Origin of the sequence: Vibrio sp. ZF57, assembly GCF_001691235.1 — a bacterium.
Classification (GTDB): domain Bacteria; phylum Pseudomonadota; class Gammaproteobacteria; order Enterobacterales; family Vibrionaceae; genus Vibrio; species Vibrio crassostreae_C.
Window position 1 is genome coordinate 1 of record NZ_MAKD01000070.1, and the last position, 22230, is coordinate 22230.

Genomic DNA, 22230 nt, shown 5'->3' on the forward strand with positions numbered 1-22230 from the left:
CGTGTCAGCGAGGTGGCATTATAGAGATTTCGATCACACTGGCAAGCCCTTTTTGAAGTTTTTCTTACTTTTTTGATTGTTCGAGCGTTTTTTGTTCAAAACACCCCATTTTCACTAGTATTCCTCTTAATTAAGGGCTTAAGGTGCCTATATAAAGGAGGATTTATGAGTTCAATACGCAGTTATAAAGGAATATCCCCTCAGATTGGGCAAGGTGTCTATATAGATACCAGTTCAGTACTGGTTGGTGATATCAAAATCGGTAACGACTCTAGCGTGTGGCCTTTGGTTGCAGCTCGAGGGGATGTGAACCACATTCATATTGGAGAGAGAACGAATATCCAAGATGGTAGTGTCTTGCACGTCACCCATAAGAATGCTGAAAACCCTGACGGTTATCCTCTCTTAATAGGTAATGATGTCACTATCGGGCATAAAGTAATGCTGCATGGCTGCACTATTGAGGATCGTGTACTTGTTGGTATGGGAGCGATCGTGTTGGATGGCGTGATTATCCAAAAAGAAGTGATGATTGGTGCTGGTAGCTTAGTGCCACCAAACAAGGTACTTGAAAGCGGTTACCTCTATGTAGGAAGCCCAGTAAAACAAGCTCGTCCATTAAATGATAAAGAGCGTGCCTTTCTACAGAAGTCTGCAGACAACTACGTTCAGAATAAAAATGACTATCTAGACTCTGTAATTTCAGTCTAAAGCGCTTTGATCTGAATCCGATTAGAGGAGTCATACTCCTCTTCTTCTATTAACTCTTCCGCTAGCTCTTCAATATCGAAACGTAACTCTGAAAAGATAACTAAAGCTTGATCGCCTTCTTCTATATCTTTACCTGCCAATCGTGATAATTCCTCAATAGACATGACACATTCAATCAATGCGCCCGACTGTTGTGCTGGGAACGTGATTGTTCGGCTCTCTTCATCCCAATCTTGGATATCAGGAAATAGAATTGATTGATTCATTTTTTATAAACACCCCATTACATCTCTAGATTTTTACGTAATTCTCTTAAAATCTGTTTTGTTCCCGGACGAAGACCACGCCAAAGCATAAAGCTTTCTGCTGCCTGCCCCACTAGCATACCCAAACCATCATAAGCAGCATGAACACCATTATCTAATGCCCATTGATTGAATACCGTCGTTCCAGATCCATAAACCATGTCATAAACGGCGCTAGTAGAATTGAAAATCACCTCAGACACTTCAGGAAGCTGCCCGCTTAGACCAGATGAGGTAGAGTTAATAATGACATCAAAGCCTTCATTAACATCACTTAGCCCCATCCCCTTGATGTTGCCATGCGACGAAAACATCTCAGCCAGAAGTTCAGCCTTGGAGCTGGTTCGATTAGCGACCACCAGCTGTTGTGGCTTTTGGTCGAGAAGAGGTTGAATCACTCCTCTCGCAGCACCACCAGCGCCAAGAAGAAGAACACGTGCTCCTTTTAGCGTGACTTGATGTTGAAGCAGGTCTTGAACTAAGCCCTCACCATCGGTGTTATCACCAATGATCTCTCCATCATCTAACTTCTTAAGGGTATTTACGGCACCAGCTAGTTCAGCTCTCTCAGTTAGGCGATTGGCAAACTGATACGCATCTTCTTTAAAAGGTGCTGTGACGTTACATCCTCGACCACCTTCACTGAAAAATGTTTTGGCCGCAGTGATAAATTCACCATGCTCTGGCTGTAATGCTGTATAGGTAAGTTGTTGTCTGGTTTGGCGAGCAAATAATGTGTGAATGAATGGCGATTTGCTTTGCCCAATAGGGTTACCGAAAACGGCATAACGATCTAATTGCTGTGTCATATCCTTACCTAACAGAAATAAAAAAGGGTCATCTATATAGATGACCCTATCACTATCCCTATAAGGAAGGAAGAACTACCAAACTCGAGGCTTTAGGTAGTCGCTATAAAGCAGAGCTTCCGGTGAACCCGCTTGTGGTTCGTAGCGGTATTCCCAGCGAGCCAATGGCGGCATCGACATTAATATAGACTCTGTACGACCGCCGCTTTGTAAACCAAATAGAGTGCCACGGTCATAGACTAAGTTAAATTCAACATAGCGACCACGACGATAAAGTTGGAAATCACGCTCGCGCTCACCATAAGGCGTCTGTTTGCGTCGTTCTACAATTGGTAAGTATGCGGCTGCAAAACCTTCACCGACCGCCTGCATATAAGCAAAGCTCTTTTCAAAGCCCCACTCGTTAAGATCATCAAAGAACAACCCACCAACACCACGTGTTTCGTCTCGGTGAGGAAGATAGAAGTACTTATCACACCACTCTTTGTGCTCTTGATAAACATAATCTCCAAATGGCGCACAAAGATCTTTGGCTGTTTGGTGCCAAGATTGGCAATCTTCATCGACAGGATAAAATGGCGTTAAGTCAAAACCACCACCAAACCACCAAATCGGGTCTTCCCCTTCTTTTTCCGCAATGAAGAATCGAACGTTCGCGTGTGAGGTTGGGATATATGGGTTTTTAGGGTGGATAACTAATGAAACCCCCATCGCCTCAAACTTACGTCCGGCTAATTCAGGTCGATGAGCTGTAGCTGAGGCAGGCATAGCCTTACCCGCTACGTGAGAGAAGTTAACCCCACCTTGCTCAAATACCGCACCGTTGGTCATCACACGAGTTCGACCACCGCCACCAAGGCGCTCGCCAGGCTCACGCTGCCATGCATCTTCTTCAAACAGTGCAGTACCATCAGCTTGCTCAAGCTGCTGGCAAATCGAATCTTGTAGACTCAGTAAAAACTGTTTTACTGCTTCTTTATCAATTGCTGACATCTTACTTCCTTTGCAGGGTTTAGCCCTGTCTTAATATTTTCGACGTTTTTGCATCTCTAATTTCGCTTGGCTTCTCACGACCACCCGTTTGACCTTCTAAAATAGCCACCAAATGTTGGCCAAGTTGCTGCTTAACTTCTTCAGTCGTCATACAAGGCGGCTCGCCGGTCAGGTTAGCACTGGTAGAGGTTAACGGCTTACCAAACTCATTACACATTCTTTGAACCAAAGGGTGATCAGTCACTCGTACCGCGATGGAATCAAATTGACCACTTACCCAGTCAGTAACTTTGCTGCTGGTTGGCATAATCCAAGTGACCGGACCTGGCCATGTCGCTTTCACTGTTACCAACTGTTCTTCCGTCAACTGGCTTTCATCAATGTAAGGTAACAGTTGCTCGTAACTTGCAGCAATTAAGATCAACCCTTTCTCGATCGGTCGTTGTTTTAAGTCGAGTAATTTCTTGATGGCTTGTGGATTATCGGGATCACAACCGACCCCAAAAACGCCTTCAGTCGGGTAAGCAATGACTTCACCTTGTTGTAATGCCTGCAAAGTATGTTGAAAGTTATCCACGGGTTGCCTCATTAATTCAGTTATCTAACTCACTAAGTGTACAAATTATCATTCACTGTGACTAAAGCTATTTGTTTATAAAATGTATCAATTAACAACTCAGACTGACGCAAACGTTTTCCTTAAGCAATTTTACCCGTATAATGCGCGCAAAATATCTAATCACTAATTAAATCGTACCTGAAGGAGTTTGAGATGACTGTCGGTATTATCATGGGTTCTAAATCTGATTGGCCAACAATGAAGCTAGCTGCAGAAATGTTGGATCAGTTTGGCGTGGCGTACGAAACAAAAGTGGTTTCTGCTCACCGCACACCTCAGTTGCTTGCAGACTACGCAACCAGTGCGAAAGAGCGCGGTATTAAAGTAATTATTGCTGGTGCTGGCGGTGCAGCGCACCTTCCGGGCATGGCTGCTGCTTTCACAAGCGTACCAGTTCTGGGTGTTCCAGTTCAGTCTAAAGCACTGAAAGGCATGGACTCTCTGCTTTCTATCGTGCAGATGCCAAAAGGTATCGCGGTAGGTACTTTGGCTATCGGTGAAGCTGGCGCTGCCAATGCAGGCATCCTAGCGGCTCAAATCATTGGTACACACAATGAAGAAGTAATGGCAAAAGTAGAAGCATTCCGTTCTGAGCAAACAGAAACGGTTTTGGCTAATCCAAACCCTGCAGAGGACTAATTTCCATGCATGTTCTTGTGTTAGGCGCGGGCCAACTTGCTCGCATGATGTCCCTAGCTGGGGCACCGCTGAATATTGAAATTTCTGCTTTTGATGTTGGCAGCAAAAATATTGTTCACCCATTAACGCAAGCGATTCTAGGTAACGGCTTAGAAAATGCGATTGAGCGTGCGGACGTCATTACTGCTGAATTCGAACATATTCCTCACGATGTACTTGAGGTGTGTGAGCGCAGCGGTAAGTTCTTACCGACAACAGAAGCAATCAAAGCTGGCGGTGACCGTCGTCTTGAAAAAGCCCTGTTAGACGAAGCGAACGTGAAGAATGCTAAGTACTACGTGGTTAACTCTCGCGAAGACTTTGACGCTGCAATTGCTCACGTTGGCTTACCAATGGTGTTGAAGAGCACACTTGGCGGCTACGACGGCAAGGGCCAATGGCGCTTAAAGACATTAGACAATGTTGACGCGACTTGGGCAGAAATGGCTGAGTGCATTACCGCGACCGACAACCAAGCGATTGTGGCTGAAGAGTTTGTTCCGTTTGACCGCGAAGTATCACTGGTTGGTGCTCGTGATACCAATGGCGAGGTTCAAGTGTATCCACTGGCTGAGAATGTTCACACCGATGGCGTGTTGAGCTTATCAACAGCCATTGATGACATTGAACTGCAAGAACAAGCGAAAACCATGTTCACCGCAGTTGCAGAGCGTTTAGATTACGTTGGCGTACTCGCGCTAGAGTTCTTTGATGTTCAAGGTTCACTGCTGGTGAATGAGATTGCACCACGTGTTCATAACTCTGGCCACTGGACACAACAAGGCGCTGAAACTTGTCAGTTTGAGAACCATCTACGTGCCGTATGTGGCATGCCATTAGGCAGCACTAAGCTGATTCGTCCAACCGCAATGATCAACATCCTTGGTGAAGATACCCTACCTGAAGCAATTCTTGCTCAAGGTGGTTGTCATGTTCATTGGTATGGTAAAGAGAAGCGTGCAGGTCGTAAGATGGGCCACATTAACGTGAGCGCTGATTACAACGCAGAATTACAAAGAGCGTTGTGCTCATTGGCTGAGATTCTTGATAAACAAGCCTACCCTGCTGTGCATGAGTTTGCTGAGCAGATGAAGTAAGCCTACATTGGCTTATTGATATAAAAAGTTTATTGGACACAAAAACGGCGCTCAGTGAGCGCCGTTTTTTTGTGTCTATAATATCGAGTTATTGAGATTGAATGTGGTGACACTTGCGATCTGCGCATTGCTTCTTGGTACCACTGGCCGTTTTCTTCTCCAGTAACAGTGGGAACTGGCACTCTTCACAGCGACCTATAACTGGTGGCTGATTAACGGCAAACTTACACTTAGGGTAGTTATCACACGCATAGAAGGTTTTGCCATAGCGAGATTTACGCTCAACCAAATGGCCTCTGCCACACTCAGGGCAGGCAACAAGTGGCTGTTCTTCAGGTTGTTCTTTCGGTTGATCCAAAGATTCGATGTGATTACACTCTGGATAACTGCTACAGCCAATGAACATCCCAAAGCGACCTTGTCTTAGTACCAATTCGTTTTGGCATTTAGGACACGGTACACCCAACTCTTTCACCACGTGGCCATCGTTTTGATGCAACGGCTTAATGTAATCACAGCTCGGATACTGTTTACAGCCTAAAAATGGACCGTGCTTACCGTGGCGAAGCTGAATCTCTCCACCACACTGTGGACATGGTTCATGCTCTAATGCATGTTCATGTGCTGAAAAAAGCTGATTATCAATCTTACTACTCATGACAAGCCTGTATTAATGCAAGATACCTTGCTCTTTGGTGTACAACAGCTCTTCCATTTGCGTGTAAGCACTTTCATTACCCGGCACATTAAATAGCACCATTAAGATAATCCATTTCAGATCATCCAATTCAAATTCGTTTGTCTCAAGCCCCATCACACGATCAATCACCATTTCACGAATCTCTGTCGTGAGTACGTTGATCTGTTCGAGGAACAGCAAGAAACCTCGACACTCCATATTAATACGTGAAATCTCTCGACTGGTATAAATACGCATCGAAGTATTAGAACACACACTAATCGCCGCTTGGTTCTCGGTATCTTGCAATGCCGCAAGATCTTCTAACCAATGGAGGGCCTTATAAATATCATCTTGGTGAAACCCTGCTCGAAGAAGCTCATCTTCAAGTTCATCTTGATCCACCTGCAATTCAGAATCGCTATGGATGTAGGTTTCAAACAAGTACATCAGTATGTCCATCATCATAGCTTAGCCTCTCCCCTTTCGAATATAGCCACCGGAAACTGCAACAACATGCCCTGAGAGCTCAAGCTCTAAAAGCTGCATCATGACCTCATGCACAGGTATATGGGTTCTCTGTGCCAAAATATCAACGGGTGTCGCCTCTAATCCTACGTTAGCTAACAGCTGTGGAAATGGCAATTGCTCATTTTCACCCTCATTCGGCGTAGGCTCGAACAAACTGGGCTGCTGATCTATAGACCAGTCTAACAGACTCTTTATTTCAATCAGAACATCTTGAGCATTTTGTACTAAACATGCTCCAGCTTTAATTAAGCTATTACCTCCGCGACTGGTTGGGCTATGAATTGAACCGGGCAGCGCAAACACCTCTCGGCCTTGCTCCATGGCATAGCGAGCCGTAATCAAAGAACCACTCTTTTCAGCTGCCTCAACCACCAAAGTTCCGAGCGACAACCCACTTATAATACGGTTACGGCGAGGGAAATGTTCAGGTCGTGGTTTGGCGCTTGGACGAAACTCTGAAATCAGCGCCCCATTTTCACAGATCCTATCGGCTAAATTTCTGTGCCGCGCAGGGTAAATTGAATCCAAGCCAGAGCCCAATACAGCAAAGGTTTCGCCTCCTTTATCTAGTGCGCCATCATGGGCATAACCATCAATACCAAGCGCTAAGCCGCTAGTGACAATCAAACCATTTTGTACAAACTCTTTAGCGAATGATTTCGCCGTCTGTAGACCTTCGATACTGGCATTACGGCTGCCAACCATCGCGATTTGAGGTTCAATCAGCTTTTCAACGTTACCTCTAACGAAAAGCACAGTAGGCGCCGAAGCAATCTCACTCAGCAATTTAGGATAATGTGGGCAACTCGGAGTCAGGATGTGATGGTTGGATTGTTTAGCTCGCCAAGCGAGACAAGCCTCTACCTCTCTTGGGGCCTGTTCTCTTAGATAGGAGATTTGTTTGGTTGATAAACCCAATGCTTGCAGCTGTTGCCCTGAGTAACCAACAATATTTAAAGGAGAATCAACACTGAGTAGGCGAGCAAGACGCTTTCCACCCAATTGCGGAACAAAACTTAGAGTTAACCAAGCACTCAGTTGTTGCTCATTCACTCGGTACCCTTAATCTCTTCCGTCAAAGCAAGGTCCAAAGGCGATACCGCCAGAATATCATTACTAACAGGCTTAGAGCTCTGAGTGATCAACGCGAGGCTAAAATACTCATAAGGACGAATGACCATCAAGCTACCCAGCGAGGTACTTGGCAATTGCACCTTATCGCTCGCCGCAGACTCTTTATAACTGTATTCACCTTGCTTACCAAACACCACCGCACCGCTTTCGCTGAGGGTAAACATAGAACCTTGGCGAAGGTTATCCTGTGAACCTTTGTTGATCACTACCACCTGATTCTTCGCGCTGTATTGGCTGCCATCTAATGAGCCCAAGATATTAGCAAATTGACCCGCCGCACTAGGTGCAGGATAAAACGTGGTAGAGAGCTTCACCTGATCAACACCAAGTTCCGGTAACACGAGGTCGTTGAGCAGTACTTCTTGTAATTGAGTCTCTATCTGTAAACTACTGAACTCAGCATCCACCTCTCTCAAGCGCGCCGTGGCGACCAGTCGCAAAGAGGTAATACTCGCTTGGGGTTGCTGCCGTTGGTAGGTTTCAACTGCGCGGTAGATACCCCACTTTTGATGTTGTTGGTTACCTGAGATAAACAACCGGTCTGCACCCGATAAGAAACGTTTACCATCACTGGTTCCTAATACTCGTTGTGCCGATTCGATATCTTGCTGCTCTACCAAGCGATCAGACTGTAAATAAGGTAGAACCAGTCCCTCGTTGACGGTAGGTACTGCTTTCTTCTCAGAAACACGAATCTTAGGGCTAAGCTTGATAACAGGCTTGAGGCTCAATACAGGCTCGCCATTAATCCAAACCAAAGACAGTTTATCTCCGGGATAAATGAGATGAGGGTTTTCTATCTCTGGATTGACCTGCCATAACCTTGGCCACAACCATGGACTATCGAGATACATCGCAGAGATATCCCACAAAGTATCGCCCTTAACCACCACATACGCCTCAGGTGCGCCCTGTTTAATGGTTAAAGGTTGCTCACTATTTTCAGCCGTAGCGGCGAACGAAATCGAGGCACAAATAAGAGATAAAGCAGGCAATAAATGACGCATGACCTAGGTTCCTTGGTCTGAATATATGACATCTGATTGGAGAATTACCTTCAGGATGCTGTCATTTGACCTCTAAAATGTCTAGAATTGAGCCAACAAGGTTTAAGCTGTTTCGGCACAGTTCAATATTTCGAGTGTATATGTCTGTATTACAAGTATTAACATTACCAGATGATCGTCTACGTACCGTGGCGAAACCGGTAAAAGAAGTTACCCCAGAGATTCAAAAGTTCGTTGATGACATGATTGAAACCATGTACGACGAAGAAGGTATCGGCCTTGCGGCAACGCAAGTAGATTTCCACCAACGCATCGTTGTTATCGATATTTCAGAAACACGTGATGAGCCAATGGTGCTTATCAACCCTGAAATTACTGAGAAGCGCGGCGAAGATGGAATCGAAGAAGGCTGCCTATCTGTACCAGGCGCTCGAGCTCTAGTACCTCGCGCTGCAGAAGTAACGGTTAAAGCACTAGACCGTGACGGCAACGAATTCACATTCGACGCTGACGACCTTCTGGCTATCTGTGTTCAGCACGAACTTGACCACCTAGAAGGCAAGTTGTTTGTTGATTACCTATCGCCACTAAAGCGTAAACGTATCCAAGATAAGCTAGCGAAGATTAAACGTTTCAACGAGAAACAAGGTTAATAACCGCTGCTATTACTAAATTAGAAGGAAGCCTACCTTGAGTCAGTCTTTAAGAATTGTCTTTGCAGGTACTCCGGATTTCGCCGCCCGTCACTTGGCGGCGTTGTTGTCTTCGGAGCATGAAGTTGTTGCTGTTTACACACAGCCAGATCGCCCAGCAGGCCGCGGTAAAAAACTGACTGCGAGCCCAGTAAAAAACATCGCACTTGAAAACAATATTCCGGTTTACCAACCAGAAAACTTCAAGTCAGATGAGGCCAAGCAAGAGCTAGCTGAGTTGAACGCTGACATCATGGTTGTTGTCGCTTACGGCTTATTGCTTCCGCAGGTTGTATTAGATACGCCTCGCTTAGGTTGTATCAACGTACATGGCTCTATCCTACCGCGCTGGCGTGGTGCTGCTCCGATTCAACGCTCTATTTGGGCAGGTGATAAAGAGACAGGCGTGACGATCATGCAGATGGATATCGGCCTAGATACTGGCGACATGCTAAGCATCGCAACGCTGCCTATCGAAGCGACAGATACTAGCGCATCAATGTACGAGAAGTTAGCGGGTCTTGGCCCTGACGCGCTTGTTGAATGTCTAGCGGACATCGCTTCTGGCAAAGCAGTTGCAGAAAAGCAAGACGATGAGCTTGCGAACTACGCGAAGAAGCTAAGCAAAGAAGAAGCGCGTATCAACTGGAGTGATGAAGCTGCGCATATTGAACGCTGCGTTCGTGCCTTCAACCCATGGCCAATGAGCCACTTTGAAGCTGCTGAGAACAGCATCAAAGTATGGCAAAGCCGTGTGGCAGAGCAAACTTCTGATAAGCCTTCAGGTACAATTCTGCAAGCGGATAAAACTGGTATCTACGTAGCGACAGGACAAGGCGTACTTGTTCTTGAACAGCTACAAGTTCCAGGTAAGAAAGCCATGTCAGTTCAGGATATCTTGAACTCACGTGCAAGCTGGTTTGAAGTTGGTACTCAACTTTCTTAATCTGCTTTTAAAGCTGTTAATTACACAGCTTAGAAAACCTTTACGAGGGCAGAGATGTCCTCATGTATTCAAATAAATATTCGGTACCCCTCATGAATGTTCGCGCTGCTGCTGCAAATGTCCTATTCCAAGTTGTCGATAAAGGCCACTCTCTTTCACACGCTCTCCCTGCGGCTCAAAAAACGATCCGTCCGCGAGACCATGCTCTACTGCAAGAGATTTGCTACGGCGCACTTCGTTATCTGCCTCGTTTAGAGTCAATCGCTAACGAACTGATGGAAAACCCGCTTAAAGGTAAAAAGCGTGTATTCCACCACCTAATCTTGGTGGGCATTTACCAACTAAGCTTCATGCGTATCCCTTCGCATGCCGCGGTTGCTGAAACGGTTGAGGGTACTAAGACACTGCGCGGTCCAAGCCTGAGTGGTTTGATCAACGCTGTGTTACGTAGCTACCTACGTGACCAAGAAGAACTAGACGAGAAAGCCGTTAGCCACAATGCAGGCAAATACGGCCACCCAAGCTGGATTCTAAAAATGCTTCAAGAGAGCTACCCAGATCAATGGGAGCAACTGGTTGAAGCAAACAACAGCAAGGCACCAATGTGGCTGCGCGTTAACCGCCAACACCACACTCGTGACGAGTATGTAGAACTGCTTAAAAACGAAAACATTGAATACACATTGCACCCAGAAGCAGCTGATGCCATAAAATTAGCTGCACCTTGTGATGTTACTTTGCTTCCTGGCTTCGACAGGGGTTGGGTATCAGTGCAAGATGCTGCCGCTCAGCTTTCGGTTGATTACCTAACACCAAAAGATGGTGAGCTGATCTTAGATTGTTGTGCTGCACCAGGTGGTAAAACGGCACACATTCTTGAGCACACTCAAGATACTGAAGTGGTTGCGATTGACTGCGACATCAAACGTCTAGACCGTGTTTACGATAACCTTGAGCGCCTACAACTGCGTGCCGACGTAATTTGTGGTGATGCTCGCTACCCTGAAGAGTGGTGGATGGGCGATAAGTTCGACCGTATCCTACTTGATGCACCTTGTTCAGCGACTGGCGTAATTCGCCGTCACCCTGACATCAAGTGGCTACGTCGTGCATCTGACATTGATGCGCTGGCTGAACTGCAAAGCGAAATTATGGATGCAATGTGGCGTCAGCTGAAAGAAGGCGGCACCATGGTTTATGCGACATGTTCTATCACGCCGCAAGAAAACGTGCTGCAAGTGAAAGCATTCCTAGCACGTACTGAAAACGCAACGCTGGTTGGGTCTGATATCGAAAATCCGGGTCGTCAAATACTACCTGGAGAAGAAGATATGGATGGCTTCTACTACGCAGTTCTAGTAAAACAGGCATAACAACTAACAGCGGCTAAGAATTTATTTCTTAGCCGCTGTTTCTTTCTAGTGCATTATCAAAACAAAGTTAGATAACTAGAATTACCACGGTAAAGAAAAGAGAAAGGCTATGAAGATCATTATCCTAGGTGCTGGACAAGTTGGCGGTACCCTTGCTGAAAACCTGGTTGGTGAAAACAACGACATCACCATTGTCGACCGTAATGCTGACCGACTTCGTGAACTTCAGGATAAGTACGACCTTAGGGTTGTAAACGGTTATGCCAGCCACCCAAACACACTACGTGAAGCGGGTGCGCAAGATGCCGACATGTTAGTTGCCGTAACTAACATGGATGAAACCAACATGGCTGCGTGTCAGGTTGCTTTCTCTCTTTTCAATACGCCGAACCGAATTGCTCGTATTCGTTCTCCTCAATACCTAGAAGAGAAAGAAGCGCTATTCAAATCAGGTGCCATCCCAGTCGATCACCTGATCGCACCCGAAGAACTAGTGACCAGCTACATCGAGCGCCTGATTCAATACCCAGGCGCACTGCAGGTTGTGAGCTTTGCTGAACAGAAGGTTAGCCTAGTAGCAGTAAAAGCCTACTACGGTGGTCCACTGGTGGGTAACGCACTGTCTGCTTTGCGTGAGCACATGCCGCACATTGATACCCGTGTTGCCGCTATTTTCCGTCAAGGTCGCCCTATTCGCCCACAAGGCACCACCATCATTGAAGCCGATGATGAGGTTTTCTTTGTGGCAGCGAGTAACCATATCCGCTCAGTAATGAGTGAGCTACAACGCCTAGAGAAACCGTACCGCCGCATCATGATTGTCGGTGGTGGTAACATTGGTGCAAGCTTGGCAAAACGCCTTGAGCAGAGCTACAGCATCAAGCTTATCGAGCGCAGCTACACTCGTGCCGAAAAGCTGTCTGAAGAATTAGAAAACACCATCGTCTTCTGTGGCGATGCGGCAGACCAAGAGCTGCTAACCGAAGAGAACATCGATCAAGTGGACGTGTTCATTGCCCTAACCAATGAAGATGAAACCAACATCATGTCAGCAATGCTGGCGAAGCGAATGGGTGCCAAGAAGGTAATGGTACTGATTCAGCGTGGTGCTTACGTAGACCTTGTTCAGGGTGGCGTGATTGATATTGCTATCTCTCCACAGCAAGCGACCATTTCTGCGCTGCTTACTCACGTTCGTCGTGCTGATATTGTTAACGTATCATCTCTACGTCGCGGCGCTGCAGAGGCGATCGAAGCCATTGCTCACGGTGACGAAACCACATCGAAAGTGGTTGGCCGAGCGATTGGCGACATCAAGTTACCACCGGGCACCACTATTGGTGCGATTGTTCGCGGAGAAGAAGTACTTATCGCGCACGATAGAACCGTAATCGAACAGGATGACCACGTAGTGATGTTCCTAGTGGACAAGAAATACGTACCGGATGTTGAGTCTCTATTCCAACCGAGCCCGTTCTTCTTATAGCCTTGTTCTCGTGAGCTTCTTCTCGCAACTTTCTTTTGTGAGAACGGCGCTCCGGCACAAAGCTGTAATCAATTAAAGCTATGGTCTATTAAGCTATGGTCAACTTTCGTCCGATATTATTAGTGATAGGGTTAGTGTTATCAAAACTCGCCCTTTTCATGTACATCCCCACATTGGTTGCCTTTTTTACTGGCACCGGTGGCTTCCTCGAGTTTGGTCAATCGGTTGTGATCACGCACATTGTGGCGTTCATCTGCTTGAGCTTGGGCCGCTCCGCTAAGTTCCGACTTGGGGTGCGGGACATGTTCCTTATCACCTCTTTGGTTTGGACAATTGCCAGCGCCTTTGCCGCCCTGCCCTTTGTCTTCATTAACCACATCAGCTTTACGGACGCCTACTTCGAAACCATGTCAGGTATCACCACGACAGGCTCAACCGTATTAAGCGGCTTAGACAGCATGGCACCAAGCATTCTGTTGTGGCGTTCTATACTGCAATGGTTAGGCGGCATCGGCTTTATCGTTATGGCGGTAGCAGTTCTACCAATGCTCAACGTTGGTGGTATGCGCCTGTTCCAAACCGAATCATCCGATTGGTCAGATAAAAGCAGCCCACGAGCAAAAACCGTCGCCAAGAACATCGTGGCGGTTTATCTGGTTCTGACTGGGTTGTGCATCATTAGCTACCTGTTTGCAGGCATGGGTATCTTTGACGCAATCAATCATGCCTTCACAACACTGTCTACGGGTGGTTACTCAACATCAGATGGCTCAATGAACCACTTCTCTAACAGCGCTCACTGGGTGGGCACCGTGTTCATGTTCTTAGGTGGCCTACCATTCCTACTCTTTGTTAGCGCGCTGCGCGGTAGAAAGCTCTCTATCCTCTACAAAGACGCGCAAGTGAGAGGTTTCACCTATCTATTCTTGGTCACCAGTGCCGTGATATCGACATGGTTGGTGGTTAGAGATGGCTACACAGTCATGGATGCGATGCGTGTTTCGATGTTCAACATTGTGTCAGTCGTAACCACAACCGGTTTTGGCTTAGAAGATTTCACCGCGTGGGGCGCTTTGCCTACCACGCTGTTTGCCTTTTTAATGATGGCGGGCGCGTGCTCAGGTTCAACCTCTGGTGGTATCAAGATCTTCCGCTTCCAGATCGCGATGACCATGCTTCATAAGCAGATGATGAAACTGATTCACCCGTCGGGCGTGTTTGTTCAACGCTACAATCAGCGACCGGTGAATGACGATATTGTGCGTTCACTAGTCGCATTTGGTTTGATGTTCTTTATTACGATTATCTTAATTGCAGGTGGCTTGAGCGCGATGGGGCTTGATCCCGTGACCAGTATATCTGGCGCTATCACAGCCGTTGCCAACGTTGGTCCTGGTATGGGCAGCGTTATCGGTCCAACCGGGAACTTTGCTCCACTGCCCGACGCCGCTAAATGGTTGCTAAGCTTAGGAATGCTGATGGGGCGACTCGAGATATTGACGCTCATTGTTCTATTTTTCCCAGCCTTTTGGCGACGTTAACCAAGCACAAAATCAAGGAAACACAGATGAAATCATACGTACTTCTCGCTAGCGCATTGCTCGCAAACTCAGTATTCGTAAGTTCTGCCTTTGCTGATCAAATGGTCACACTGCCTGATGGAAAACAAGTGTTACTCAAAGATGATTTTACTTGGCAATACGTGGCACCGAAGCAAACGGAAACAGCAGCGACAACATCAGAGATCGAAGCGCCTATTGCAGCAGCCCCTGTCGTAGCCGTACCTGTCGCAACGAACACGCGTGGCACTACGATTGTGGTTAATAGTAAAAAGCCAAGCTTACAGCTGTCTCAGTCAGGAGTGGATGTTGTACTGGGTGCAAGTCGCTATGAAGATGGTGAGCTTATCATTCCGACAGCCATCACTAACCAAGGCACTCAAGCGGTCATTTTGGTATCACTTAACATCAGCGTATTTACTGCAGAAGGTGAGTTGTTGGCAGAAGAAGAAGTTGCTGTGTGGAAATCAATCAAACGAATGGCCGACACATACCTACGACCAAAGACGGGTGAAGAAGGCAAGCTCATCAAGCTCGACCTAGAACAACACCCTGAATATCAGATTAAAGCTGAGATTACTGAGGTACTGGCTCGCTAAACCGGAGTCACGTACAAATAAATAGCGAAGAAATGGCAAGCGCAGCCCGCCAACACAAACAAATGCCAGATGGCATGATTGTAAGGGATGCGTTTTGCCACATAGAAAATCACACCCAACGAGTAAATCACGCCACCGAGTGCTAGTAGCACCAAACCACCCATCTCGATATTCATCGCCAGTTGATAAACCACAATCAGCGATAACCAACCCATCGCCAAGTAAGTCACCAATGACAAACGCTTAAATCGGTAGACGAAGGCAATCTTCATAATGATTCCGACTAGCGCGATACCCCAAATCACTGCCATCAAACCCATCGCCAATGGTGTTCTTAAACTCACCAATAAAAATGGCGTGTAACTGCCAGCGATCAATAAGTAGATCGCACAGTGATCGAGAGTTTTCAGTAATCGCTTGGTCTTTTCTGTGGTGATCGAGTGATAAAGCGTGGAAGCGAGAAAGAGTAGGATAATACTGCTGCCATATACCGCCATACTCGCAATAGTCAGTATGTCGGCTTGATGGTCAAACGCACGAATCAGCAGCAGGATTAAACCAACCACGCCAAGCACAACACCCAAGCCATGGGTTATCGCATTGGCGCGTTCTTCGATGTCACTGTATTCGCTCGCCGATGATGCAGACATGATTATCCTACTAGAGTAAATGTTCGATTTGCCTAGTATTGCACATTAAGCTTACACGTGTAAGCTTAAATTTTTATGACATCTTTTATGACATTAATAACGCCTAAACGGTGTGATGAAGCTAAGGTCTCTAAAGCTACAGAACCAAAGAGCTAACTAAGATGCGTTGTCTAGATACTCAAGTACCATCTTGCCCGCATCTTGTGGTGACGTATCCAATGGCACACTCAATTGACGCTGCAGTTGGCCAATGCCTAACAAGCTCGCCAACATGCCTTTTGCACCATCGCGATTACGGTCTATCTCAAACCACAACTTAAGCTCGGTTTCATCACGATGAGCAACCACTTCCAGTTCACGCCAGCGGCCATGATATGGACCAGTGGTAGGGACAAACTCAAACTCTTGAACAAATGGCAGTTCAAAGCCCTCTACTGCTTCGCACTCAACTTGGCGAATGCGTAAACCTTGAGCTTCTAGTTCATTAAAAATACCATCAAGAAGTGCATCTGGGCGAACCGTTAAAATATCCTTATCCGATGGATCAATCGCCATCGCAATATCGAGCCCGGTTTCTAGCCACACCTTTGAATCACCAATCGTGACAGGTGTGTTCAGCGGGACATCAAACTCACATTCAAAATCACGGGTTTCACCCGGCTGAATAACAAAGGCATACGGCAGGCTCCATTTGGCCAACGAGTATGTCTGGTGCATTCGACGTGTTTGACCGCCCTCTTGCCTTTGCGAATTCATAGTAATTTCTTTGACGTAACGACAGCACAAGTTGAGATCGATATTGTCGATCTCTTGTGGCTGAGCGCCACCATAGACATGCACAATAATGCTCGCCTTCTTGCCTGGATAAAGCACTTCCTGTTGCAATACAGAATCCACCTTGGCAGATCCAATTCCAAAACTTGCTAACGTTTTCTTTAAGAACGACATATGCACCTCCTTTAAAGCATCATCTTAAGCCTGAAAGAGGTTCAAACTCAAATATACTGCTCACACTATTTTAGCTCTAATATCGTCTATTTATCACTCAGGCGTCGATCGATAACTTAGATAGTGATAATCTAAGCCTTGATATGCATGCATATCATTATCCTGATTTATTCTTCGGATTGGCGAAAGCCAGACGAGTGACGCTTCAAGCAATTGAGGTGGAGCTCATGGTAAATCAGGCCATTAGATTGGCAATGGATATGCCTGACCGTTAGGTAAATTAATGCGCCCAACAGCTGTCAGGTTCTCGCACACCAACCGTAGTGCGATGCGTCGTCGTAGTGGCTTTGTTGCTGCTCCAACGGCTAAGAAATTGGCTCCTACAATGACTCTAGTTGAGAAGACTGCTTTATTAGCACCGACTACAACGAAAGTGATTAAAGCCGCTTAACAAAAAGCGCAGTTTTTACTGCGCTTTTTTCTTGCCCGCTCCCATCTTGAAATGTGTTTACACATTGGTATTCCCTACCCGATTTGATACCTTAGCCACAAATCATTATAAAATTTGTGGAGAAATAAAGTATGAAGTGTCACCGCATTGAAGAACTGCTTGAACTGATGGAGCCTGAGTGGCAGAAAGATCAAGAGCTTAACCTATTAGAGTTCATCATTAAGCTATCAAAAGAAGCGGGCTACCAAGGCAAGCTTGAAGAACTGACTGACGATGTTCTTATCTACCACCTAAAAATGCGCAACAGCGAAAAAGATGAAATGATCCCGGGCCTGAAAAAAGACCAAGAAGATGATTTCAAAACCGCAATTCTAAAAGCACGTGGCCTTCTTTAGTCGCCCGTTTGTTTAGAGCTCAATTGCCGTATAGATAAAACACTCAATTTTAAAAAGCGACCACCAGGTCGCTTTTTTGTTTCTGTTCGCTATTTTTTCGTCACAACTGTTATGACTTTTGTTGTTAAAGGTTGATAGCGTTAAAGAAATGAGAACAAGATTGTCGTTATAATCGCCATCCATAAGAATCTTCTAAAATAATAAGAGTGAGTGCGATAACAACAAATGCACCAAGCTCAATTTCAACAGGTTCTCTAAACCATACTTTCAAGTAATGTCGTCATGCCCGACTTAACCGGGCAAACAAGCCACAAAAAGGATAGTCCATGAGTCAGGATAAAATCGATATCAAAGATGTGACTCCTAAAACCTTTAACCCGAAAACACATAAAGGTAATGGAGATCGATTTAACCCAAGTAACCGAATCTATGTTCGAGAAAGCAAAGGTAAATTCCAACAACTGCGTCGCTATGGCGGTTGGTTCTTACTTTTACTTTTTGCGCTTATCCCATGGATTCCCTTTGGTGAACGTCAAGCGATCTTGCTCGATATCGGCAGCCAACAGTTCAACTTCTTTGGCACCACCTTATACCCGCAAGATCTGACCCTACTCGCGATCCTATTTATGATTGCCGCGTTTGGCCTGTTTTTCATAACCACCTTCTTAGGCCGCGTCTGGTGTGGCTATTTATGCCCGCAAACCGTCTGGACCTTCATGTATATCTGGTTCGAAGAGAAGCTAGAAGGCGCTGCCAATAAGCGAAGAAAACAAGACTCGGGCAAACTGACGAGCAATTTAATCCTCAGAAAAACCCTCAAACACATTGCGTGGTGGGCGATTGCCATTGCGACGGGCTTAACCTTTGTTGGTTACTTCATCCCAATCAAAGAGTTAGTGGTTGGCTTCTTTACCTTTAACTCGTCTTTCTGGCCGGTGTTTTGGGTACTGTTCTTTGCTGGATGTACTTATGCCAATGCGGGTTGGATGCGTTCAATTGTTTGTCTGCACATGTGTCCTTACGCGCGTTTCCAGTCGGCAATGTTCGATAAAGACACCTTCATCGTGGGTTACAACACAGAACGTGGTGAAAGCCGTGGCCCTCGCTCTCGTAAAGCCGATCCAAAAGAGCTTGGTCTAGGCGACTGTATTGACTGTAATCTGTGTGTACAAGTGTGCCCTACGGGTATCGATATCCGTGACGGCCTGCAATACGAGTGTATTAACTGCGGCGCGTGTATTGATGCCTGTGACAACACGATGGAGCGTATGGGCTATGAGAAAGGCCTGATCAATTACACCACCGAGCACAGACTTGAAGGTCACTCGACCAAGGTAATGCGTCCCAAGCTGTTGGGCTATGGCGCTATCTTGATCGTGATGCTGGGCTTGTTCTTCGCCCAAATCGCGAGCGTTGATCCTGCCGGCCTAAGTGTTCTGCGTGACCGAAACCAACTGTTTAGAGTCAATAACCAAGGGTTGGTTGAAAACACCTACACCTTGAAAGTGATCAACAAGACTCAACAAGAGCAAGAGTACAAACTCGATGTTAGCGGACTGCCCGATTCTATCTGGTATGGTAAACAGACGATTACTGTCGATCCAGGCGAGGTTTTGAACCTACCTATCAGTTTGGGCGCCGACCCAGAAAAACTGAGCTCACCAGTTTCGACAATTCAGTTTATACTCTCGGATAATGAAGAGTTTACGATGGAAGTCGAAAGCCGCTTTATCAAGAAGCTCTGATACCCGCACCGTAGTGCTTGGTATAACAACCCAATAAATGGAAAAAGGCTCAGTAATGAGCCTTTTTTATTCTATGACGATGCAAGCCTTTAACTTTGATAACCTGACTCCTGACTTCATGTGGTACGCACTGGAGAGCATCGGAGTTCGCGCTGAATCCGGGCTTCTCGCTCTCAACAGTTACGAAAACCGTGTCTATCAGTTCACCGATGAAGACCGTAAGCGCTACGTCGTTAAGTTTTACCGTCCACAACGCTGGAACAAGGCACAGATCCAAGAAGAGCATGACTTCGCACTCGAGCTTATCGAACAAGAGATGCCGGTTGCGCCTCCAATGCGAATCAACGATGCAACCTTACATGAATACCAAGGCTACCTATTTGCACTATTTGAAAGTGTTGGCGGCAGACAGTATGAAGTTGACAATCTAGATCAATTGGAAGGCGTAGGACGCTTTCTTGGTCGTATTCATAAAGCCAGCGCGGGAAGAACATTCCAGCATCGCCCGACCATCAGCTTAGATGAATACCTTTATCAGCCACGTAAGATTCTAGAGAACTCTCAGTTTATCCCGACGCACCTAGAAAATGCCTTCTTCAATGACGTTGACCTTCTGATCAAAGAGCTAGAGAGCCAGTGGCCGAGCAACATTGAGAATATCCGCCTGCACGGTGACTGCCACCCTGGCAATATTTTGTGGCGCGATGGGCCAATGTTCGTCGATCTTGATGACGCACGTAACGGCCCTGCGATACAAGATCTGTGGATGCTGCTCAATGGCGAGCGCCAAGATAAGCTGATGCAACTGGATATTTTGCTAGAGAGTTACCAAGAGTTTTGCGATTTTAATACCGCACAACTGAAACTAATCGAATCACTACGCGGTCTACGTATGGTGCATTACATGGCATGGTTGGCGAAACGATGGCACGATCCTGCGTTTCCTCTGGCCTTCCCGTGGTTTAATGATCCGAAATATTGGGAGCAACAAGTACTTGCTTGTAAAGAGCAAATTGCTACCCTGCAAGAGCCACCACTTTCGTTAATGCCTCAGTGGTAACAGCAATCGCAACATACAACTAGATAAAAATTCAAACATAATGGAGATTGGATAAATGAAAAAGCTATTCGCATTTTTCTCATTGATCATGTTGAGCCTTACCGCTCACGCTGCGAAATTTAACGAAGGTGAACACTACAAAGTTCTCGACCTAGAAGCATCAAAAAAACCAATGGTGACAGAGTTCTTCTCTTTTTACTGCCCACACTGTAATAGCTTTGAGCCAATCATCCAGCAGCTAAAACAACAGCTACCTAAAGACGCTAAGCTACAGAAGAACCATGTTTCATTCATGGGTGGCAACATGGGTCTGCCAATGAGCAAAGCTTACGCGACAATGATTGCACTGAAAGTTGAAGATAAAATGGTGCCAGTGATGTTTAACCGCATCCACACAATGAACAAGCCACCACGTGATGAAGAAGAACTGCGTCAAATCTTCCTAGACGAAGGCGTTGATGCGAAGAAATTCGATGCTGCGTATAACGGCTTTGCTGTAGATTCTATGGTTCGTCGCTTCGACAAAGCATTCAAAGACAGCGGCCTTTCAGGTGTACCCGCTGTTGTGGTTAACAACCGCTACCTAGTAGAAGCTCAGGGTATCAACTCTCTTGATGAGTACTTCGAGCTCGTGAACTTCTTATTAAAGAAGTAAGCCATTGATGAAAGGAAGCTTCGGCTTCCTTTTTTTTGCTAGTTCAAAAATCATTATTGATAAATAATTAACCTGGAAGTTTAAAGCTTTACTGCTATTAATAACCCGTCCTAAGAACCGGTGGGCAAGGAGCCCTTGAATGAAAATAAAAATAACTCTCTTGGCATTGAGCGTTGCGGCTTCTCCCGCTTTTGCCAAGCTTGCAGACCAACAAGGTTTCAGTGGTGAAATCTCTCTCAATACCGGGGTTACCTCTTCCACCTCGAACTTTAATACCGATGCTGATAGCAATCTTTCATCCACAGATCAGAAGGCTTCTTCGGAAAGCTCTTTTCTGGTTGCTCCTTTAGGTAGTGTTGCTTATACCTTTGGTGAAAAGCTAAACCATCAGGTATACACAGGTACCGCGCGAGATGATGTAGCAACAGGTACTGTAGTTCTCGAAGTCGGTTACAAATACCAACTTGAGTCAGGCATGGTGATCGACGCTTCACTGCTGCCAACCATTATGTCTGGTGAAACTTGGGCTGATCCATACAACACCACATCAGCTCGCACCAAGACCGATGAAACTGGCAATGCGTTTCGTTTGAAGCTAAGCAACATTGCGGGCTCAGCTTTCTCGCTAGACATGGCCTATGCAACCAAAGATGTCGACAAGGATGATATTCAAGATCAAGAGCTCAAACGAGATGCCAATACTCTCTACTTGAAAGGTCAATATCGCCTGCCACTCAGTCGTACCATGATGCTTATTCCATCCGTCATCTATCAAACACGTGATGCTGATGGTAAAGCTGAATCTTACGACCAATTCGGTGGTGAGGTAAGCTTGTTTGGTGGCATGGGGCGTCACCAGTACGCACTAACAGCGGGTTACAGCCAACGCTCTTACGATGCGAGCAACCCGATCTACGACAAGAAACGCAGCGACGACAATATCAACCTATTCGCCGCCTATGAGTATGATCAATTCATGGATTGGGAAAACTGGTCGTTTATTTCACTGGCAGGCTACGGCACCAGCGACTCGAACATTACCTTCTACGACGAGTCTCAATATATAGTTTCAGTTGGCTTGAACTACAAGTTCTAACCTTAGCGAGTA

The 22230-nt window shown here is 46.1% G+C and carries 25 protein-coding genes; 15 read left to right on the forward strand and 10 right to left on the reverse strand.

The window, feature by feature from the left end:
* Positions 1-165 precede the first annotated feature (165 nt).
* The gene (locus A6D97_RS07760) at positions 166-711 is read left to right on the forward strand and encodes a gamma carbonic anhydrase family protein (RefSeq protein ID WP_017058763.1); all 546 of its coding nucleotides are present in this window, start codon (positions 166-168) and stop codon (positions 709-711) included.
* Here the strand turns inward: A6D97_RS07760 and A6D97_RS07765 are convergent.
* The 4 genes from A6D97_RS07765 to A6D97_RS07780 form a co-directional block, all read right to left on the reverse strand.
* The gene (locus A6D97_RS07765; RefSeq protein WP_017058764.1) at positions 708-977 is read right to left on the reverse strand and encodes a DUF1488 domain-containing protein; all 270 of its coding nucleotides are present in this window, start codon (positions 975-977) and stop codon (positions 708-710) included. The two genes, A6D97_RS07760 and A6D97_RS07765, sit on opposite strands and share 4 nt — an antisense overlap.
* Positions 978-994: 17 nt before the next feature.
* Positions 995-1825, reverse strand: a complete 831-nt coding sequence (aroE, locus tag A6D97_RS07770; RefSeq protein WP_065584142.1) for a shikimate dehydrogenase — start codon at positions 1823-1825, stop codon at positions 995-997.
* A gap of 75 nt (positions 1826-1900) precedes the next feature.
* Positions 1901-2818 (reverse strand): oxygen-dependent coproporphyrinogen oxidase, encoded by a 918-nt coding sequence (gene hemF / locus A6D97_RS07775; protein WP_065584143.1) that lies wholly within the window; start codon positions 2816-2818, stop codon positions 1901-1903.
* 19 nt (positions 2819-2837) lie between these two features.
* Positions 2838-3395: an L-threonylcarbamoyladenylate synthase gene (locus tag A6D97_RS07780; protein WP_065584144.1), complete on the reverse strand. Its 558-nt coding sequence runs from the start codon at positions 3393-3395 to the stop codon at positions 2838-2840.
* A 195-nt stretch (positions 3396-3590) separates the two neighbouring features.
* On the opposite strand from A6D97_RS07780, the gene purE reads away from it, so the two are divergent.
* Positions 3591-4076, forward strand: coding sequence for a 5-(carboxyamino)imidazole ribonucleotide mutase (gene purE / locus A6D97_RS07785; RefSeq protein WP_004735777.1), 486 nt, complete (start codon positions 3591-3593; stop codon positions 4074-4076).
* A gap of 5 nt (positions 4077-4081) precedes the next feature.
* The gene (locus A6D97_RS07790; protein WP_065584145.1) at positions 4082-5212 is read left to right on the forward strand and encodes a 5-(carboxyamino)imidazole ribonucleotide synthase; all 1131 of its coding nucleotides are present in this window, start codon (positions 4082-4084) and stop codon (positions 5210-5212) included.
* Between the two features lie 88 nt (positions 5213-5300).
* Here the strand turns inward: A6D97_RS07790 and A6D97_RS07795 are convergent, their stop codons facing one another.
* Genes A6D97_RS07795 through A6D97_RS07810 form a run of 4 tightly spaced genes read right to left on the reverse strand, consistent with a single transcriptional unit; the run spans position 5301 to position 8563 of the window.
* Positions 5301-5870: a topoisomerase DNA-binding C4 zinc finger domain-containing protein gene (locus A6D97_RS07795; RefSeq protein ID WP_065584146.1), complete on the reverse strand. Its 570-nt coding sequence runs from the start codon at positions 5868-5870 to the stop codon at positions 5301-5303.
* A 12-nt stretch (positions 5871-5882) separates the two neighbouring features.
* Entirely contained in the window at positions 5883-6359 is a 477-nt protein-coding gene (locus tag A6D97_RS07800; RefSeq protein WP_009848094.1) for a DUF494 family protein, read from the reverse strand.
* Positions 6360-6362: 3 nt separating this feature from the next.
* On the reverse strand, positions 6363-7475 hold the full coding sequence (gene dprA / locus A6D97_RS07805) for a DNA-processing protein DprA (RefSeq protein WP_065584147.1): 1113 nt from the start codon (positions 7473-7475) through the stop codon (positions 6363-6365).
* The gene (locus A6D97_RS07810) at positions 7472-8563 is read right to left on the reverse strand and encodes a LysM peptidoglycan-binding domain-containing protein (RefSeq protein ID WP_065584148.1); all 1092 of its coding nucleotides are present in this window, start codon (positions 8561-8563) and stop codon (positions 7472-7474) included. Before A6D97_RS07810 ends, dprA begins: the two co-directional genes overlap by 4 nt.
* A gap of 140 nt (positions 8564-8703) precedes the next feature.
* On the opposite strand from A6D97_RS07810, the gene def reads away from it, so the two are divergent.
* From def to A6D97_RS07840, 6 genes are all read left to right on the forward strand, one after another.
* Complete coding sequence (def, locus tag A6D97_RS07815; RefSeq protein ID WP_017058772.1) at positions 8704-9216, forward strand: peptide deformylase; 513 nt, start codon at positions 8704-8706, stop codon at positions 9214-9216.
* Between the two features lie 37 nt (positions 9217-9253).
* Positions 9254-10201, forward strand: coding sequence for a methionyl-tRNA formyltransferase (gene fmt, locus A6D97_RS07820; RefSeq protein WP_017063006.1), 948 nt, complete (start codon positions 9254-9256; stop codon positions 10199-10201).
* Between the two features lie 92 nt (positions 10202-10293).
* A complete protein-coding gene (rsmB, locus tag A6D97_RS07825; RefSeq protein ID WP_017058774.1) occupies positions 10294-11574 on the forward strand; it encodes a 16S rRNA (cytosine(967)-C(5))-methyltransferase RsmB in 1281 nt (426 codons plus the stop codon).
* 109 nt (positions 11575-11683) lie between these two features.
* Positions 11684-13060: a Trk system potassium transporter TrkA gene (trkA, locus tag A6D97_RS07830; protein WP_004735766.1), complete on the forward strand. Its 1377-nt coding sequence runs from the start codon at positions 11684-11686 to the stop codon at positions 13058-13060.
* 95 nt (positions 13061-13155) lie between these two features.
* On the forward strand, positions 13156-14601 hold the full coding sequence (locus A6D97_RS07835; protein ID WP_065584149.1) for a TrkH family potassium uptake protein: 1446 nt from the start codon (positions 13156-13158) through the stop codon (positions 14599-14601).
* Between the two features lie 26 nt (positions 14602-14627).
* A complete protein-coding gene (locus A6D97_RS07840; RefSeq protein ID WP_065584150.1) occupies positions 14628-15218 on the forward strand; it encodes a DUF3157 family protein in 591 nt (196 codons plus the stop codon).
* Here A6D97_RS07840 and A6D97_RS07845 read toward each other — a convergent pair.
* A complete protein-coding gene (locus A6D97_RS07845) occupies positions 15215-15868 on the reverse strand; it encodes a hemolysin III family protein (RefSeq protein ID WP_017063010.1) in 654 nt (217 codons plus the stop codon). The genes A6D97_RS07840 and A6D97_RS07845 overlap by 4 nt on opposite strands.
* Before the next feature lie 156 nt (positions 15869-16024).
* Entirely contained in the window at positions 16025-16816 is a 792-nt protein-coding gene (locus A6D97_RS07850; protein WP_017058778.1) for a sporulation protein, read from the reverse strand.
* 283 nt (positions 16817-17099) lie between these two features.
* Between A6D97_RS07850 and A6D97_RS22010 the strand changes: the two genes are divergently transcribed.
* From A6D97_RS22010 to A6D97_RS07875, 6 genes are all read left to right on the forward strand, one after another.
* Positions 17100-17267, forward strand: a complete 168-nt coding sequence (locus tag A6D97_RS22010; RefSeq protein ID WP_004739323.1) for a hypothetical protein — start codon at positions 17100-17102, stop codon at positions 17265-17267.
* 131 nt (positions 17268-17398) lie between these two features.
* A complete protein-coding gene (locus A6D97_RS07855; RefSeq protein WP_009848104.1) occupies positions 17399-17662 on the forward strand; it encodes a YihD family protein in 264 nt (87 codons plus the stop codon).
* A 326-nt stretch (positions 17663-17988) separates the two neighbouring features.
* Entirely contained in the window at positions 17989-19407 is a 1419-nt protein-coding gene (gene ccoG / locus A6D97_RS07860; protein ID WP_065584151.1) for a cytochrome c oxidase accessory protein CcoG, read from the forward strand.
* Positions 19408-19480: 73 nt separating this feature from the next.
* Positions 19481-20467, forward strand: coding sequence for a serine/threonine protein kinase (locus tag A6D97_RS07865; RefSeq protein ID WP_065584152.1), 987 nt, complete (start codon positions 19481-19483; stop codon positions 20465-20467).
* A 55-nt stretch (positions 20468-20522) separates the two neighbouring features.
* The gene (locus tag A6D97_RS07870) at positions 20523-21122 is read left to right on the forward strand and encodes a thiol:disulfide interchange protein DsbA/DsbL (RefSeq protein ID WP_017063015.1); all 600 of its coding nucleotides are present in this window, start codon (positions 20523-20525) and stop codon (positions 21120-21122) included.
* Between the two features lie 139 nt (positions 21123-21261).
* Positions 21262-22218 carry a DUF2860 domain-containing protein gene (locus A6D97_RS07875; RefSeq protein WP_065584153.1) on the forward strand — a complete coding sequence of 319 codons (957 nt, stop codon included), beginning with the start codon at positions 21262-21264 and terminating at the stop codon, positions 22216-22218.
* Positions 22219-22230 lie beyond the last annotated feature (12 nt).